Raw genomic sequence first — 15,171 nt, forward strand, 5'->3', positions numbered from 1 at the left:
AATCAACAACCTTCCTGTTTATAAATGTAAGAAATACATAAAGCTAAAGCATCGGCTACATCATCTGGTTTAGGAATATCTTTTAATTTCAATACTTCTTTTACCATATACTGTACTTGATCTTTAGTAGCCCTACCGTAACCTACCACCGAGAGTTTTACCTCAAGAGGAGTTAATATGGAAACCTCCCTCTGATGTTGTTGAGCTGCAAGAATTATAACACCCTGCGCCTGTCCTATACTGATGGCAGTCTTGATATTTTTATTGAAAAAAACCTCTTCCATTACAACAGCATCGGGATTGTATAAATCTAAAAGAGAAGAGACTTGATCAAATAAATAATTCAATCTCCTTCCAATACTCCAATTGGAAGGAGTAGTCAAAGCTCCATACTCAATTACAGCTATTTTGTCATCCTCTTTATTCAAAATGCCATAACCTGTTATTGCTGTTCCAGGATCAAACCCTATAACAATCATCTATGAGAGAGACTGCAAAATTTCATCGGGTATATCAAAATTAGCATAAGTCTTTTGCACATCATCATGATCTTCAAGCTCTTCCATAAGTTTTAGAACCTTTTCAGCGTCGGGCCCATCTACAGGTACTACATTCTTAGGAACTTTTGTTACCTCAGCTTGGGTAATTTTATATCCCTTTTCCTCAAGTACATTCTTTACCTCAGAAAAGTTTTCAGGACTTGTTATAATCTCAACACTATCTCCGCTTATCTGCACATCTTCAGCCCCAGCCTCAAGAGCATCCGCTATCAATTGATCTTCATCTTTTACACTCTCTTTTTCAATGAATATACTCCCTTTATCCTCAAAAATCCAAGCAACACAGCCTGCCTCTCCAAGGCTTCCTCCATGTTTAGTAAATATCCTTCTTATCTCAGCCGCAGTTCTATTTTTATTATCCGTAACCACCTCTACCATTATTGCAACTCCGCCAGGTCCATATCCCTCATAGGTTACTTCCTCATAAGCAACCCCAGGAATAGCTCCTATTCCCCTCATTATAGCCTTCTCTATATTTTCTTTAGGCATATTTGCCTCTTTAGCCCTTTCAATGGCAGCTCTCAAACGAGGATTAGTCTCAGGATTTCCTCCACCATGTTTTGCTGCTATTATAATTTCCTTACTCAATTGAGAGAAAAGTTTACCCTTTTTAGCATCCGCTGCTGCCTTTCTATGTTTAATATTTGCCCACTTAGAGTGTCCTGACATTATTCCGCCTCCTTCTTAAGTCAAAGATTTGCTATGTTTCATAAGCATTCTACAACATTTTATTAAGTTTGACAAGAATAGCACTTTTAATTAAACTATCTTACTATGGATATAAAATTGATTCTGACAGATATAGAAGGTTGTATCACAAAAGACAAAGGATATCCTTTAGACCTTTGTTCTCTTCAATGGATAAGAGACAACATTAAAAAATTACCTCCCATATCCCTGAATACAGGCAGGTCAAAACCATATATTGAGGCGATACTACAAGCCATAGGAGAGTTTCAAGATTCGATAGGGGAAAATGGATGTACTATATTTTTGGTTGACAAAGATGATATTATCTTCCACCCTATGCTAAACGAAGAGATCCTTAAGCAAAAGGATGAACTTAAAAAATTCTTGAAAGAGAAAATTAAAAATTTAGGTCACATAGAGCCAGGGAAAGAAGTATGTGTATCTATATTTCCAGAAAAGGGAGTTTCAGTAAAAGATCTTGCCGAGTACACTCAGGAACTTATTAAAGATAGATTTCCAGAGTTTCATTTAGTATATTCGTCAGTAGCTGTTGATATCACACCCAAGGGCATAGATAAAGGTGCAGGAATGGATGTACTATTGGAAATAAAGAATTTATCCTATGATGAGGTACTTGGAATTGGAGACAGCCTTGGAGACTATCCCTTCTTGAGTAAATTGAAACACAAGGCTACTCCTGCCAATGGTCATCCTAAAATAAAAGAGATAGCAACCTATATAGCTAAAGAGGAAGACATAAAGGGATTAATTGAGATATTTAAACACTTTTTCTTCTAATAATCTCCTCTACGGAATAGGGGATCATTTCAACTATATCTAAAGCCTTTAAACCAATATTACCTTTATGCTCTTTCCATAACACCGAAGTATATCCATGAACAAAATTACCCAAGATACAAGCCTCCCTCAAAGTATACCCCTGAGCAACTAAGCCCGCAATTATTCCTGTAAGAACATCTCCTGAGCCAGCCGTTGCAAGCAAAGAATTGGCAAAAGGATTAACATATACATTACCCTCTTGATCAAAAAATAAAGAATAGGGACCTTTAAGTATCAAGTTTAATTGATGTTCTTTTACAAATAACCTACCTAATTCAACTCTCTTTCTCATAATTACATCTATACTTTCTCCCGTAACCCTTGACATCTCTCCATAATGAGGGGTAAGTACTATACTCTTTTTCGAAATCTCCTTAAGAATGTCCTTTATAAAGGAAAGAGCATCTGCATCCACCACTACACTTTTATCTACTTTTCTCAAAAATTCTTGAACAAGTTTTTTAGTATCCTCACTTATGCCTATGCCAGGTCCAATAGCTATAGAATCAATACCGTAATCCTCTACTATATTTAAGAGATAATCTAAATTATCATAAGAAATATAACCCTCTGTATCTTTTAACGAAATATAGATGATTTCAGGATAATTTCCCCTATATAACATATTAATTTTCTCTGGAACCGCAAGATAAACCATTCCTGCACCTATTCTCAATGCTGATAGAGCAGATAGAATAGGTGCTCCAGTATACTTAAAAGACCCTCCAATAATCAGTACTCTGCCCTTTTTTCCTTTATGAACCCTTTTGGAGGGAATACGAATAATATCCTTTACAAAATTCCAATCAACAAGATTTAAAGAAGATTCCACAATATTCTCAATAACCTCTTTGGGAATTCCTAAATTACCTACAATAACTTCTCCCACATAATCTACAGCTTCGACCTCAAAAAGACCAATCTTAGGGAGAAACATAGTCAAAACATAGTTCGCTCTTATAGCTTCCCCCATTACCTCCCCAGTATCAGAATTTATTCCTGAGGGTACATCGATAGAAATTACCATCTTGTTTAAGCCATTAATATATTTGAAGACCCTCTTTAAATCCTCCTCAATTTCTCTTTTTAAGCCTATTCCAAAAATTCCATCAATTATTAGATCATACTCTTTAAGCTCTAGATAGTTTTGTAAAAGATTCCTTATCTCAACCAAACTTTGTAAAAGATTTAGTTGAATTTTCAAAAGATCTGATACTTTTCTATTCCACAAATAAGAAAATATAGTAACTTTCTTAACTCCATTTGTGTACAAATACCTTGCTAAAGCAACCCCATCGCCCCCATTATTTCCTGGACCACAAAGAATGGCAATTCTTTTATTATTTAAATCATCAAAATTTTCTTTGATAAAACTAAATAAAAAAGATGCAGCATTCTCCATTAACAATAAGGGTGGTACACCATAATCCTTTTCTAACCTATATTCAAACTTTCTAATATCCTCCGAACTTACTAACTTCACTCTTTTGCCTCCAGAGTAATAATTATTTTATTGGGAAGACAAATAATGCTTTCTTCCTTTTTGTTTATAAATCCCTGTTTAACACAAAGTTTATCAGGACAAGGAGAAGAAATCATATGTACCCCTTTACCTTTTACATATTCAAAAATGCTTATCCCCAAAGGACCCTTAACCTCAAATCTATCTCCATCTTTTATTTCAATTAAAGATTTTGATAAAACTTCTTTATTATTAACATAAACTTTTAGAATAGTACCTTCACCTTTAGTATAATTAAAATAAAACAACAACAATGCTAGCAAAAGAAAAATCACTATCACTACTATATCATACTTCCTTAGCATGTTTTAAGTATATCACAATTTTGATATAATATGATGCACTATGGAATGGATAGCAATGTTCATTTTAATAATAATTTTATTAATAAGGTTTACTTATGCTAATAATGGTAAAACCATAAAACTACCAAGCCCACTTTTAAAAAGTAGTATTTCAATTGAGGAAGCTCTGCTTTTAAGAAGATCTAAAAGATTTTATAAAGATAACCCTCTCACCCTCCAAGAATTGTCCCAAATACTTTGGGCTTCCCAAGGAATATCAGACCCTGATTATAAGTTTAGGACATGCCCTTCTGCTGGAGCCTTATACCCTTTAGAAATTTATGTCTCAGTTCTAAGGGTAGATGGTATTGAGAGTGGTATTTACAAGTATAATCCAGAAAAACATGAGATAGTACAAATCTATAAAAGTTCCAAAAGAGAAGAACTCTACGAAGCATCCTTAAAACAAGAATGGATAAAAAGAGCCCCCGTAGTGATTATAATATGTGCCTCCTTTTATAAAACAAAGGCTAGGTATGGAGAAAGAGGAATAAGGTACATCTACATAGAAACAGGTCACTGTGCTCAGAATATTTATTTACAATGTGTCTCCTTAAACTTAGGAACCGTAGCTATAGGTGCTTTTGATGATGATGAAATAAAAAGAATTCTCAACTTACCCAAATTTGAATTCCCTACTTATCTAATGCCTATTGGCAAGATTTAGTCATCTTTGTTGACAAATTTTTAATCGTAATGTTAGACTCTTTTAAAAAATATATAATCCGAGGTGAATAAAAAATGTCCGAAAAGTTTATGATTAAAGAAATAAGAGAAGGGCTCCATATAATCAAGAATTACAAAAATCGCTGGGAAGAATTTGTGGAAGTTTCAAATAAAATAAAATCTTTTGAATTTCATAATATTATTTTTGTGGCAAGAGGATCGTCAGATAACGCTGCTACATGGGGAAAATATTATATGGAATCCCATTTGAATATTCCTGTATCCTTATGTGCTCCATCTTTATTTACTATCTACAAACTCCCTCCTAATCTTAAATCTTCCCTTGTTATTGCCATCTCCCAGTCTGGAGAAAGTGATGACATCTGTGAAGTCGTGAGAAAAGCCAATGAACAAGGAGCTTTGACTATTGGTATAACCAATAATCCTCAAGGAAAGCTAGCTCAAATAGCCCAAATAAATATTTTTCTAAACTCAGGAGTAGAAAGAAGTGTTGCAGCCACCAAAACCTATTTATCCCAATTGGTCTCTATCTATTTTTTAACAAATTCAATTATAGGTAGAAGTGCATTAGAAGAATTTGATAAAATATTAAACGCTATGGAAGATATACAAAAGAGAGAAGAGGAAATAAAAGAAAAAGTAAAACCATATAAATACATGGAACACTGTGCAATCCTTGGAAGAGGGTTTAATTTATCTACAGCTTTAGAAACTGCTCTAAAGCTCAAGGAAACCTCTTATATTATTGCTCAAGCCTACTCCTCAGCAGATTTTATGCATGGTCCCCTTGCTCTTGCCTCGGAAGGATTTCCTGTATTTTTCTTCGTTCCTAAAGGAGAAAGTATGGAACATTCCTTGGAAGTTTTAGGAACCTTAAAGGAAAAGAGAAGCGATATATTTATATTTACCAATGAAGCTGAGCTTACAAAAGAGTATGAGGGAATCTATATAGATTGTGATGTACCAGAATACGTCACCCCTATACCTTTTATTTACCCAGCTCAAATTTTTGCTTACTATCTTGCTGAGATTAAAGGAAGAGACCCTGACAATCCTAGAAACATAAGAAAGGTTACTATTACAAGATGAACCACATATTTCAAATATTAAAAGATTTATCACAAAATCCAATATTCATAATCCCCATATTGGTAGCTATCATCACGCAAGGAATAAAAGGGTTAATAAGAAGTCTTCAGGAGAAAAAATTCCTCTGGAGAGCCTTTTTTGAGTGGGGCGGAATGCCAAGTTCTCACTCAGCCCTTGTAGTATCACTATCTCTCATAATTGGCATAAAAGAAGGCTTCAATTCTACTCTATATATTCTTTCCATGTTCTTTGCAGGTATAGTAATAGCAGATGCCATTGGTGTGAGACTTGCCACCGAGGAACAAGCAAAAGTTATAAACAAAATTATACAAAAGGAATTAAAAGATCCTGAGTTAAAAGAGATCTACTTAAAGGAGTCTATAGGGCATACGCCCATAGAGGCTATAACTGGAGGAATTATCGGCCTCATCTTAGCCCATGTTATATACTACACATTTTTTGTAAAATGAAAATAGCATTCTTTAGTGATACCTATATTCCTCAGAAGAATGGCGTAGCTACCTCTTTAAATTTTCTAAAGAAGACTTTAGAAGAGGAGAATCACTCCATTTACCTTTTTATACCCAATATTCCCAACCTTCCTAAAGAAAAAAATATATATATCCTTCCATCCATAACATTTCCCTTTCAGAAAGAGCACCGAGTTGCCCTACCCTACTCTCTAAAATATGACTTTATGATAAGAAAAATAAATCCTCATGTAATACACACCCACTCTCCTTTTTCTCTCGGAATCTTTGGACTATACGAAGGGAAAAGGATAAAAAGACCAATAATCCATACTTATCATACACTTCTTCCAGATTATGCCTATTACATATGGGATCACTTTCCAAATTTTATAAAGCAAAACATAATAGATGAAGAAAAAGCTAGAAAAATAGCTATCTGGATAAGCAGAGAATACTGTAATCATTCCGATTTAGTTATTGCTCCCTCAACTAAAATAAAGAGACTTCTTAAAGAATTTGGGGTAAAAAAACCCATAGAAGTACTTCCTAATGGCATAGATTTGGATAAATTTAGGAAAATTCCTAAAAATGAAGCAAGAAAAGATTTAAATCTCCCCCTTAATGCAGTACTACTTCTTTTTGTAGGAAGACTTGGAAAGGAAAAAAATATTGAATTTCTCATCGAAGTACTAGAAATTATTAAGAATAATACAGATAAATTGATCTATCTGGTTATCGTGGGAGATAATCCCGATAAAAGAGTAATGGAAGAGCTAAAAAATAAAGCTAAGGCTCTAAACGTCTACGATAGGACTATTTTTACTGGATATTTGGATTATGATAAAGTTATTAAAGCCTATTACGCCTCTGATATATTTGTATTTTCTTCAATTACAGAAACTCAAGGCTTAGTCATTCTTGAAGCGATGGCATCAGGACTTCCTGTGGTGGCTATAGAAGATGATGCAATTTCAGATTTTGTTAAAAATGGAATAAATGGTTTTTTAATACCCAATAATCAAGAAGCTAAGAAAATATTTTCAGAAAAAATAATAACCCTCATTGAGAATAGGGATTTATATGAAAAAATGTCTATAAATGCCCTTGATAACTCAAAGCTTTTCCATATAAAAATCCTTAATAAAAAACTTCTCTCCTTGTATGAATACCTGATAAAAGAATATAATATATAATAATGCCCGATTTTATATCTCTCTTTATATCCGAAATAAAGAAAAAAAGACCCATTCTTGAGGAACTTCTTATTAAAAGAAGTCTTAGTGACAAATCTTTTGTTTCAGAGTTTATTGGGAAGATTTGGAATAAACTTTCAGACTCCTATCAGTTTACCAACAAACCAACATTTGCCGTAGATGCTTCCCAAAGAACCCTATCCTTCTCTTTAGGACCTTATTTAATAATAACCCAAGCTCTTGCCATAGGCTCCAATGGATATGAAAAAGCTCTTGTATCTCTCGAGCCTGTATGGGGTTCTATACCAGAAACTCAACTGGGGCTCTTAAGAGACCTTTTAATGCAAGATTTGGAAATTAGGCTTGCCCTTCAAATTATTAAAGAAAACAAAGCTCCTTTGATATTATTTATCGATGGCTCTTTATTATCAAGAATCTCATACCTTTTGAGGTATTTATACAGTTTTGAAGATGAAAATTACAAAAACCTTGCTCGAGAAGTACTAATAAACACTTTAGATCTTATAAATTCTTCCAAGAACAATGTAGATGTCATCTCTATTTCTAAGTCTTCCCGAAATACTTTTCTTTTCCAAATCCTATCTCTTGACAATCCTGATATAGATAAAACAACACCTTACAAACCCACTGATAGCGAGATCTTAAGCATATTTACTTCAGAGCCCGGATATACAACTCCACTATTGATAGGAGCAGAGATGGGGCTTGGTCACAAACAATTAGAGATCATAGAAAAGGACCCAAACCTTCAAAATATTCTTAATAATTCTCCAGCCTTTTATACCTTCTATATAAGACTTATGCCAAGAGATCAGTTCCTAAGGATAGACTTCCCAGCCAATATGGTAGGAGAAAAGTCGAGTATACTCTCCGTAAATTACTTTTGGGGGAAAGATATAAATATAGATCAAATCTTAGGAGTATTAAGAGAAAATTGTGTAAATACGAAGATATATCAAACTCCTTTGTATTTTGTGGACCAAATTGTTAGAATAAAAAGAGAACCTGACTTAGAAAGGTATATAATGATTTTGAAAACTGAATTTCCAGGAATTATTGAACTTGACAGAAGTCAAGGGAGGTTCTACTAATAAATGGAATTAAAATGTGTAGGATACTTAGTAGGAGAAAGCTATTGTGATAATTTCCAATTTATTACCAACGAAGAATTAGCTCCTAAAAGGCTCGAATATGTGGTAATCAAAGGGATTGCCTCTTCAAATGAGGAAGTAGAAGTATTAGCTCAAGTAGAAAGTCTAAAAGCCTTTTCAGATGTACTCTCAGAAGATCAAGAATACGATGCTACAACAAAACTTTTGGAATTAAACTACAAGATTCCTCTAAAACTTATAGCTTCTGCAAGAGTACTAGGATATTTGGACAAAGATGGAAATATTCTTCTTCCTAGATCTGTATCTCTCCCAGGTTCTCCTGTATACCTTGCCCCCGATGACCTTCTTCAAAGATTCTTTACCCACAATAAAAGCACTGCTATTGAAATAGGTACTCTTCTTTACAGACCTAACGTAAAAGTTACCCTTGACCCTAACGGCCTTAGAAGGCACCTTGCCATAATAGCTCAAACAGGGGCAGGAAAATCTTATCTCACAGGACTTCTTTTAGAGAAACTTGTAAAGTTAGGAGCAACTATACTGGTCTTTGATCCTAATAGTGATTATGTACTTTTAAGAAGAAAAAGAAACAATTTAAAAGAATTCTCGTCTATTGCCCATAATGTCACTATTTATAGAATTCCTAAAGTACAAGGAAGATTTTCCGATGATATGATAGGTGGTGTGGAACCTTACTCCATAAGGTTTAGCGAATTAGAAAATGAACAAATAGCAGAAATTCTTGGAATATCCGAATATAGCAATATAAGAGATGCCGTTGAAAAAGCAATTGAAGAATTAAGAGAGTCAAGAATAGATTTCACTCCCAATGAGTTATATGAGAAACTTAAGGATATGGCAGGAATAGAAGAAAAAGATGAAGAAGATTTTAGTCTGGACTTTGATGACTACGAAAGAAAAATTATAGAAAAAATGGAAAAAAAGAATAAGAAAAAATATCCTGAGGAAACTATGATTGGAGCAAGGAAGGCACTAAAATATGTAAAATGGATAAAGGATTATCCTATATGGGGATTTAAAGATATCTCTCCTGAAAAAATATTAAAACCTGCCCACATATCAGTCATTGATCTTGCAGGAATAGAAAAAAATCTTCAAGATCTTGTAGTTAGTAAACTCTTAAATGATATATGGACAAAAGCAAAGTCTGAGGGTCTTCCCTATCCTTTGTTTATAGTACTCGAAGAGGCCCATAACTTAGTGCCAAAAGAAAAGGGAGAAAAATTAAAAAGTGCAAGAATAATAAACTCCATCGCTGCAGAGGGTAGAAAATTTAAAGTATTTCTTATAGTAGTTACCCAAAGACCTTATAAAATAAGCAGTAATACTCTTTCTCAATGCGGAAGTCAAATCATTATGAGACTCACAAATCCCACTGATCAGACTGCAGTGAAAGAAGCTTCCGAAGCTCTCTCTGAGAATCTATTCCAGGATCTTCCAGGATTAAATATTGGAGAAGCAATAATTCTAGGAAGATTAACCAAAATACCTGTAATGGTAAAGATTGGAGAAAGAGAAACTGCAGAGGGTGGATTTGATATTGACTTAGAAGAAGAATTCCAAAAAGCTTTAGACAACATAGAAAGTACTATGATAGAAAAGAATGATACAGAAATTCTACCTGACTTTGGGAGTGAAATCTAATGATCAAAATCGTGATTACTGCAGACAATCACTTGGGAAAGTATTACAAGAAACTGCTTCCAGAAAGATTGCAAGAACGAAGAAAAAGGTTAAGAAATGTCTTTGAGGAAGTAGTAAATTACGCTATAGAAGAAAAAGCAGATATCTTTATCCATGCTGGAGACTTATTTGATTCCTCAACTCCCAGGAACCAAGATCTAACTTTTATTGCTCGTGAATTTTCAAAAATGGTAAAAAATAACATAAAAATATACGCTATTGGAGGAAATCATGATGCTCCAAATATGCTTGAGTCTGACTCTTACCCTATAAGGATTTTTGAAGAAGCAGGATTAATAAAGACCTTTTCCTCGCAGTCTACAATAAGCTATGAAATCTTCGAAAAAGATAACATAAGTATACTTGTTTCTGGCCTATCTCATGACCCAAGAAAAAAGGGAAAAATAGACCCATTAGAAAAAAATGTAATAGTTCCTCCAGATTTCCCTAAGGAAAACAATTTATTCAAGATCCTAATTCTTCACTACTCCTTTGAAAAATTTGCTCACCCCAAAGCCCAAGAGCCCCAAGTCTCCACTAACACTCTTTACGATTTGCCTTTTGATCTTTATATATTAGGTCACTTACATGAACAAAACACCTATCGCTTTGCCAACAAACATGTAATTATTCCTGGCAGTACAGAAAGATTTGATTTTGGAGAAGAAAATCTTAAACCAGGATTTTATCTCTTAACTATTGAAAAGGGAAGGATAAATTATGAACATATAGAGCTGAACGTTCAGCCAATGAAAAATTTAGAAATTAAATTAACAGAAATACCACAAAAAGAACCTACAAATTCCATTATAGAGAGAATAATAAAAAACTCCCACAAAGACCTACTTTTAAAATGCAAACTTGTGGGAGAGATTCCACTCTCCATGTATCAGTCTATTAACTTTAGTAAAATTCTCGAGGCAGGAATAAACTCTAACTTTTTGTTTGATCTTGATACCCAAAACTTAAGAATAAAGGGTGAAGAGATAAATACCCTCCCTGCTCCAGAGCTTAGTGTTGACAAAAATCTTGAAATAATTACAAAAAAATATATAGAAGAAGTTCCTGAAGACAGAGAGATAATATTAGAGGCTTTGAAATGGATAAAAGAAGAATTAAAAAGTAGAGAAATAATACTATGATTAAACTTGTAAGTCTTACTCTTAGGAACTTTAAACAATATCGAACTGCTCATATAAACTTTCCTGAAAAAGGTAAGATCCTTATCAAGGGAAAAAATGAGGCAGGAAAAAGCACCATATTTGAAGCTATAGGCTTTGCCCTATTTGGGAAACCGGTATATGTGGGTACCATTTCAAACCTGATAAAGTTTAATACAGAAAAAGCAGAAATTGAACTTGTAGTAAAAACTGAAGATAAAATCTTAACTATAAGCAGAACACTTAAGAAAAACCCTCAAGGTAGTACCTCTCAGGAAGCTACACTTCGCATAAAGCAAAATAATAATCCAACTCCTATTATCGTAACAAACCCTAGCAGTGTAAATCCAAGAATTATAAAAGAAATAGGCATAGACCAAGATATATTCATAAATACCTGCTTCATAGGGCAGAAAAGGTTAGAAACATTAGAGAATTTAGGAGCTAAAGAAAGACAACAACTTATATCTAAACTATTTAATTTAGATTACTTTGTAAATCTAATAGAAAAGGCAAAAGATACAAGAAAGGAATTTATAAGTCAAAAAGAGAACTATGAACTTATTAGAAAAGCAGCAGAAGCCAAGAAAGAACTCCCTGAAATTAAGGAAAGAATTAATGAAATAGAAAACAGAATAAAGGAAATCGAAAAGATAGAATTATCTCAAAATATTGTAAAAAAAGAGGAACTCTTACATAACTTAGAAGAAGAGATTAAAAAATTAGAGGAAGAATTTGATAAAGTAAAAAAGGATGTGGAACTATTAGAAAAGTGCAAAGAAGAGGAGAAAATTATAAGCGAAATAAAAAGTATTGAGGAAAAAATCAAAGTACTGGAAAGACAGAAGAGTGAAAACTTACAAAGAATTAAAAATTTAGAGGAAAGGATAAAAGAAGAAGGAGAGATAAGAGAAAAAATAAGGTTTTTGGAGGAAGTAAAAAATATAAAATCTCAAATTGATGAAATCACAAAAACAATAAATGAGGAAAAATTAAAAATCTCAAAACTGGAAGAGATAATCCCAAATCTGTCAGAAAAGGTAGAAAAATATAAAGAAACAATTAAGGAAATAGAAAAAGAAAAAACTTTATTAGATGAAATTAACAAAGTAGAAAATGAAATCCAGAAACTTGAAGAAAGAAAAAGAAATCTTGAAAAAAGAAAAGAAAGGTTAGAAAAAATATTAAATAACTTTTCAAATACCAAAGAAATTCTTGATCCTTATAAAAAAGCATTAGAGTACAAAGAAAAAGAAATCCAAATTTTCTCATTACAAAAAGATTTCTCAAAGGCTAAAAATAGACTAATTCTTACTTCTACCTTAACTATCCTTTCCTTTGTTTTATCCTTTGCTTTAAACTACTTTTTCCTAATACCCTCCTTGGTACTCCTAATCTTTAGTTTTCTTACCTATAGAAATTATTCTCAAACCAATAAAGATCTCACTAAACAATTAAGCATTTTGGAATTTATAAAAAAAGACATTCCTGACCATCTTAAAGATAAAAATCAAAAAGAGTTAGAACAAGAGCTCCAAAATCTTGAAAAAGAACTTGAAGCTAAGAAAATTAAAACAGAAAAAATAATAGAATCGTTAAAGACAAAAGCCTCAAGTATAGACACTTTAACCTTAATAGAGGAAAGGACAAAGCTAAAAAGAGAAATTGACAACATAAACTCACTAAAAACTGAGGCTGAAAGATTAATCTCCGAGCTTGCCTCAAGGCTTAGTTGTAATAAAGATATTAAATCTGTAGAAGAAAAATTACTAAAGGCACAAGAGATCTTAGAAAAGAAAAAGCAAGAACTTAAAGAAAAAGAAACAGAAATGGAAAATCTAAAAAAATCCGATCCCCTTCCTGACAAGGAACTTTTAGTTTTAAGCTCTGAAAAAGGCTCTTTGGAAAATAGGCTTAAAAATATAGAGGAAGATAAAAAAGAGTTAGCTGATAAAGAGAAGAGAAAAATAGAGCTTGAAGAAGATATCAAAAGAGCACAAGATGAAATTGAAAGGCTATCGAAAAAATTACCTTCATTAAGCGAAGATTATATAAATAAATTGAAGGATACTATAAAAGACTTAGAGGAAAGAAAGGTAAAAGAAAAATACGACAGTATATCATCCCAACTGAACAATAAGAGGGGACAAAGAGAGGCTGTAGAAAAAGAATATACCAAACTTATCGAAGAATTCAAAAATCGTTTTAAGGAAGAAAATTGGAAAGACTATGCTTCAATAAGCATAGACCCTAAGGAAAAAGAAATGCTTTTGAGTCAAAAAGAAGAACTTATCAAAACCCTCGGAGAAAAGGAGGCTATACTTGAAGAGTATGAGAGCAAAACAGGACAAAAAAGGGATGACTTGATACCAGAAAAAGTAGAAGAAGACTATAAAGAGATAGAAAGAAAAATACAAAAAATGGATTATGCTATCAAGATTGCTGAAAGTACAAGAGAAAGCATATTAAAATCTATACTTCCAAGAACCATGGCTTTTATGCAAAGAATATTACCTATCTTAACATCAGATAGATACCATTACGCCGAGATTGATGAAGATTATAAACTAAGAGTATACACCAGCGATACTAAAGATCCATTAGGAAAAGAAAGATTCAGTGGTGGAACTCAGGACCAGATCTCTTTAGCTTTAAGGCTTGCTTTTGCTATGGCAACTCTTCCCCAAGATAAAGGAGTACAACCTAAATTCATATTCTTAGATGAACCTTTAGGGTCCTTTGATGAAGACAGAGCAAAAGGACTATTATATCTCATAACCCAAGGAGAAGTATCAGAATTTTTTGATCAAATATTTGTAGTAACTCACGTACCGATAGACGAAGACCTATTCGATGAAGTCTATTACATAGATAATGGACAAATAACAAAAATAGATAATGATAATCCTAATCTAAATTTAGAGTTTTAAGATATTCTTTAAATTGTTCTCCAAGTCCTTCTCTTTTAAGAGCAAGCTCTACTGAGGCTATTAAAAATCCAAGTTTACTACCTGTATCATACCTCTTACCTTTAAATTCATAAGCATATATGGCTTCTTTCTCCAAAAGCATTTTCAACCCATCCGTAAGCTGTATTTCTCCCCCTCTTCCAGGCTTAACTTTCTCAAGCATAGGAAATATCTCAGGAGTTAATATATACCTTCCTACAATAGCAAGATCAGAAGGTGCCTCATCTACCGACGGTTTCTCTACAAGATCAGTTACTTGATATATACCCTCATCAATCTTCTTACCTGCTATAACCCCATAATTTTTAACCTCGTCTTTTGGAACTCTCTCTACAGCTATGACTGAGCATTTGTATCTTTCATATATCTCTATCATCTGTTTCATACAAGGCACATCACTTACAATAAGATCATCGCTCAAAATTACAGCAAAAGGTTCATTCTTAACAAGTTCTTTGGTAACCAAAACAGCATGACCAAGCCCAAGAGGTTCTTTCTGCCTAATATAATAGACAGTAGCAAGCTCTGAGATCTCCCTTACCTGTCTCAGTAAGTCCAATTCTCCTTTTTTCTGTAAGAAATATTCCAGTTCAAAAGATATATCAAAATGATCTTCGATCGCCCTCTTATTCCTGCCTGTGACAATAATTATCTCGTCAATTCCAGAATTTACAGCCTCCTCTACTGCATATTGAATTATAGGCTTATCCACTACAGGAAGCATCTCCTTAGGTTGCGCCTTTGTAGCTGGAAGAAATCTAGTACCAAGACCTGCAGCAGGAAAGACAGCCTTATTTATAGACATAG

14 protein-coding genes are annotated in these 15,171 nt (G+C 33.3%); 9 read left to right on the top strand and 5 right to left on the bottom strand.

All coding sequences use genetic code 11. The features are described from left to right. Nucleotides 1-2: 2 nt before the first annotated feature. Nucleotides 3-479, bottom strand: a complete 477-nt coding sequence (gene ruvC / locus DICTH_RS07260; RefSeq protein ID WP_012547027.1) for a crossover junction endodeoxyribonuclease RuvC — start codon at nt 477-479, stop codon at nt 3-5. Then, nucleotides 480-1,229, bottom strand: coding sequence for a YebC/PmpR family DNA-binding transcriptional regulator (locus tag DICTH_RS07265; protein WP_012547549.1), 750 nt, complete (start codon nt 1,227-1,229; stop codon nt 480-482). Nucleotides 1,230-1,346: 117 nt separating this feature from the next. On the opposite strand from DICTH_RS07265, the gene DICTH_RS07270 reads away from it, so the two are divergent. Then, complete coding sequence (locus tag DICTH_RS07270; RefSeq protein ID WP_236608259.1) at nt 1,347-2,048, top strand: HAD-IIB family hydrolase; 702 nt, start codon at nt 1,347-1,349, stop codon at nt 2,046-2,048. Here the strand turns inward: DICTH_RS07270 and DICTH_RS07275 are convergent. Both DICTH_RS07275 and DICTH_RS07280 read right to left on the bottom strand, forming a co-directional pair. Next, nucleotides 2,029-3,573: a bifunctional ADP-dependent NAD(P)H-hydrate dehydratase/NAD(P)H-hydrate epimerase gene (locus DICTH_RS07275; RefSeq protein WP_012547098.1), complete on the bottom strand. Its 1,545-nt coding sequence runs from the start codon at nt 3,571-3,573 to the stop codon at nt 2,029-2,031. The two genes, DICTH_RS07270 and DICTH_RS07275, sit on opposite strands and share 20 nt — an antisense overlap. Beyond that, complete coding sequence (locus DICTH_RS07280; RefSeq protein ID WP_012547495.1) at nt 3,570-3,917, bottom strand: NusG domain II-containing protein; 348 nt, start codon at nt 3,915-3,917, stop codon at nt 3,570-3,572. The genes DICTH_RS07275 and DICTH_RS07280 overlap by 4 nt, the downstream gene beginning before the upstream one ends. A gap of 40 nt (nt 3,918-3,957) precedes the next feature. Here DICTH_RS07280 and DICTH_RS07285 point away from each other — a divergent pair, with 40 nt between their 5' ends. The 8 genes from DICTH_RS07285 to DICTH_RS07320 all read left to right on the top strand — a co-directional run bounded on the left by DICTH_RS07285 (nt 3,958) and on the right by DICTH_RS07320 (nt 14,325). Next, a complete protein-coding gene (locus tag DICTH_RS07285) occupies nt 3,958-4,623 on the top strand; it encodes a SagB/ThcOx family dehydrogenase (protein WP_012548691.1) in 666 nt (221 codons plus the stop codon). 74 nt (nt 4,624-4,697) lie between these two features. Continuing rightward, the gene (locus DICTH_RS07290; RefSeq protein ID WP_012547382.1) at nt 4,698-5,732 is read left to right on the top strand and encodes an SIS domain-containing protein; all 1,035 of its coding nucleotides are present in this window, start codon (nt 4,698-4,700) and stop codon (nt 5,730-5,732) included. Continuing rightward, on the top strand, nt 5,729-6,202 hold the full coding sequence (locus DICTH_RS07295; protein WP_012548421.1) for a divergent PAP2 family protein: 474 nt from the start codon (nt 5,729-5,731) through the stop codon (nt 6,200-6,202). The genes DICTH_RS07290 and DICTH_RS07295 overlap by 4 nt, the downstream gene beginning before the upstream one ends. Next, the gene (locus DICTH_RS07300) at nt 6,199-7,398 is read left to right on the top strand and encodes a glycosyltransferase family 4 protein (RefSeq protein ID WP_012547190.1); all 1,200 of its coding nucleotides are present in this window, start codon (nt 6,199-6,201) and stop codon (nt 7,396-7,398) included. Before DICTH_RS07295 ends, DICTH_RS07300 begins: the two co-directional genes overlap by 4 nt. A gap of 2 nt (nt 7,399-7,400) precedes the next feature. Next, nucleotides 7,401-8,510: a DNA double-strand break repair nuclease NurA gene (locus tag DICTH_RS07305; protein WP_012548278.1), complete on the top strand. Its 1,110-nt coding sequence runs from the start codon at nt 7,401-7,403 to the stop codon at nt 8,508-8,510. Nucleotides 8,511-8,513: 3 nt separating this feature from the next. Further along, a complete protein-coding gene (locus DICTH_RS07310; protein ID WP_012546928.1) occupies nt 8,514-10,196 on the top strand; it encodes an ATP-binding protein in 1,683 nt (560 codons plus the stop codon). Then, nucleotides 10,196-11,377: a metallophosphoesterase family protein gene (locus DICTH_RS07315; RefSeq protein WP_012547012.1), complete on the top strand. Its 1,182-nt coding sequence runs from the start codon at nt 10,196-10,198 to the stop codon at nt 11,375-11,377. Before DICTH_RS07310 ends, DICTH_RS07315 begins: the two co-directional genes overlap by 1 nt. Next, nucleotides 11,374-14,325, top strand: coding sequence for an AAA family ATPase (locus DICTH_RS07320; protein ID WP_012547458.1), 2,952 nt, complete (start codon nt 11,374-11,376; stop codon nt 14,323-14,325). Before DICTH_RS07315 ends, DICTH_RS07320 begins: the two co-directional genes overlap by 4 nt. On the opposite strand, the gene galU is transcribed toward DICTH_RS07320, so the two are convergent. Then, nucleotides 14,303-15,169, bottom strand: a complete 867-nt coding sequence (gene galU, locus DICTH_RS07325; RefSeq protein WP_012548093.1) for a UTP--glucose-1-phosphate uridylyltransferase GalU — start codon at nt 15,167-15,169, stop codon at nt 14,303-14,305. The genes DICTH_RS07320 and galU overlap by 23 nt on opposite strands. Nucleotides 15,170-15,171: the final 2 nt, after the last annotated feature.

Origin of the sequence: Dictyoglomus thermophilum H-6-12, from assembly GCF_000020965.1 — a bacterium.
In the GTDB taxonomy this organism is placed as follows: Bacteria; Dictyoglomota; Dictyoglomia; order Dictyoglomales; family Dictyoglomaceae; genus Dictyoglomus; species Dictyoglomus thermophilum.

Excerpts from the sequence above, each read along its gene's own strand:
- DICTH_RS07320 (WP_012547458.1), top strand. The coding sequence starts at position 11,374 with ATGATTAAACTTGTAAGTCTTACTCTTAGGAACTTTAAACAATATCGA.
- DICTH_RS07285 (WP_012548691.1), top strand. The coding sequence starts at position 3,958 with ATGGAATGGATAGCAATGTTCATTTTAATAATAATTTTATTAATAAGG.
- DICTH_RS07305 (WP_012548278.1), top strand. The coding sequence starts at position 7,401 with ATGCCCGATTTTATATCTCTCTTTATATCCGAAATAAAGAAAAAAAGA.
- DICTH_RS07310 (WP_012546928.1), top strand. The coding sequence starts at position 8,514 with ATGGAATTAAAATGTGTAGGATACTTAGTAGGAGAAAGCTATTGTGAT.
- DICTH_RS07290 (WP_012547382.1), top strand. The coding sequence starts at position 4,698 with ATGTCCGAAAAGTTTATGATTAAAGAAATAAGAGAAGGGCTCCATATA.
- galU (WP_012548093.1), bottom strand. The coding sequence starts at position 15,169 with ATGTCTATAAATAAGGCTGTCTTTCCTGCTGCAGGTCTTGGTACTAGA.
- ruvC (WP_012547027.1), bottom strand. The coding sequence starts at position 479 with ATGATTGTTATAGGGTTTGATCCTGGAACAGCAATAACAGGTTATGGC.
- DICTH_RS07315 (WP_012547012.1), top strand. The coding sequence starts at position 10,196 with ATGATCAAAATCGTGATTACTGCAGACAATCACTTGGGAAAGTATTAC.
- DICTH_RS07295 (WP_012548421.1), top strand. The coding sequence starts at position 5,729 with ATGAACCACATATTTCAAATATTAAAAGATTTATCACAAAATCCAATA.
- DICTH_RS07265 (WP_012547549.1), bottom strand. The coding sequence starts at position 1,229 with ATGTCAGGACACTCTAAGTGGGCAAATATTAAACATAGAAAGGCAGCA.
- DICTH_RS07280 (WP_012547495.1), bottom strand. The coding sequence starts at position 3,917 with ATGCTAAGGAAGTATGATATAGTAGTGATAGTGATTTTTCTTTTGCTA.
- DICTH_RS07300 (WP_012547190.1), top strand. The coding sequence starts at position 6,199 with ATGAAAATAGCATTCTTTAGTGATACCTATATTCCTCAGAAGAATGGC.